This window comes from Brachyspira sp. SAP_772, from assembly GCF_009755885.1.
GTDB lineage: Bacteria > Spirochaetota > Brachyspiria > Brachyspirales > Brachyspiraceae > Brachyspira.
The window spans coordinates 1-1,232 of record NZ_VYIX01000021.1 but is presented as its reverse complement, the minus strand read 5'-3'; the positions used below and the strand labels follow the sequence as shown (position 1 = coordinate 1,232).

Genomic DNA, 1,232 nt, shown 5'->3' with positions numbered 1-1,232 from the left:
TATTATTATACTTATAATAGCTCCTATATTTGAAAGAGTACAAAGCTTAGAATATGTGAATAAAGCTTTTTTAGGTATAAAGGGGGCAATAGCTGCTTTAATACTTCTATCTGCTTATGATATGGGAAAGAGCGTTTTAAAAAATAAATTTACTGCTTTACTTTTTATTTTAAGTTTTATTTTAGTTGTATTTCTTAATTTTAATGTAATATATACTTTGCTTCTTTCTGCTTTTTTGGGTTGGCTTTATTATTTGATTAGTAAAAAGTTTATTAGGAATTAATAATGATATATTTTAGATTGTTTTATATATTTGCAAAGCTTGGAATTTTTACTTATGGCGGCGGGTATGCTATTATAGCGTTACTTTTAGGAATATTAGAAGGTTATGGCTGGGTTAGCCCTAGCGAGTTTTCTAATCTTGTTGCTATATCTCAAGTAACTCCGGGTCCTATAGCTATTAATGCTGCTACTTTTGTGGGTTATAAAGTTGCKGGTGTATTGGGTTCTTCTGTTGCTACATTTGGAATATTTTTACCTGCATTTATAATATGTATGATTGTTTCTAAGTTTTTCTATAGTCTAAAAAATAATGAGCAGTTTAATAGTATAATGAACGGACTTAGAGTATGTGCTGTTGCTTTGATAGCTTCTGCTGTTATTACATTTTGTAAAGATGCTTTCTTTGTRAAATTAACTGATTCATCTATACTTAATAATGTAGCATTTATAAAAAATATTTTTAATTATATAAGTCCTGTAGGTTTATTTATATTTGCTTTATCTCTCTTTTTGAAAAAAATAAGGGTAGCAGGAAGGAAAGTGCCTATTATAGCTATAATATTAATAGCAGCTGTAATTGGAGTTATTCTTTACTAATAAATCCTTGCATAAAACCTTTGATAAAGAAAAATCCATAGGTGAGATGCGATAAAAATATTCCTATGGCCTTGCAAAAACCTTTTRTAAGAGAGAGTGTACTAATCCAACTTCCTATTAAGCATAATGCATAAAAACTATGAGGAAATAATAATAAAGCAAGAAATATMTTTTTATTAATTGCTGGTATTAAATTATTTAAAACTTGAGGCAAATTAAAATATAATGCAATTGGAAGAAAAATAGTATAGATTAAGAATATTGACGGTATAAAATATGATAAACCTATAGAATTTCCGCCACATCTCTTTCCTACCCATCCCCAAGCCCTTCCGTAACAAGCCCTTCCGTAA

General features: G+C 28.6%; 2 protein-coding genes and 1 pseudogene. 2 read left to right on the top strand and 1 reads right to left on the bottom strand.

Annotation, left to right across the window (positions count from 1 at the left end; genetic code table 11):
* Nucleotides 1-283 (top strand): chromate transporter (locus GQX97_RS12250; protein WP_198391226.1); only part of this gene is annotated, 283 nt, incomplete at its 5' end.
* Between the two features lie 2 nt (nucleotides 284-285).
* Entirely contained in the window at nucleotides 286-879 is a 594-nt protein-coding gene (locus GQX97_RS12245) for a chromate transporter (protein ID WP_013244671.1), read from the top strand.
* Here GQX97_RS12245 and GQX97_RS12240 read toward each other — a convergent pair.
* Nucleotides 866-1,232, bottom strand: a pseudogene (locus GQX97_RS12240) (glycosyl transferase); the annotation flags it as partial. The gene GQX97_RS12245 and the pseudogene GQX97_RS12240 sit on opposite strands and share 14 nt — an antisense overlap.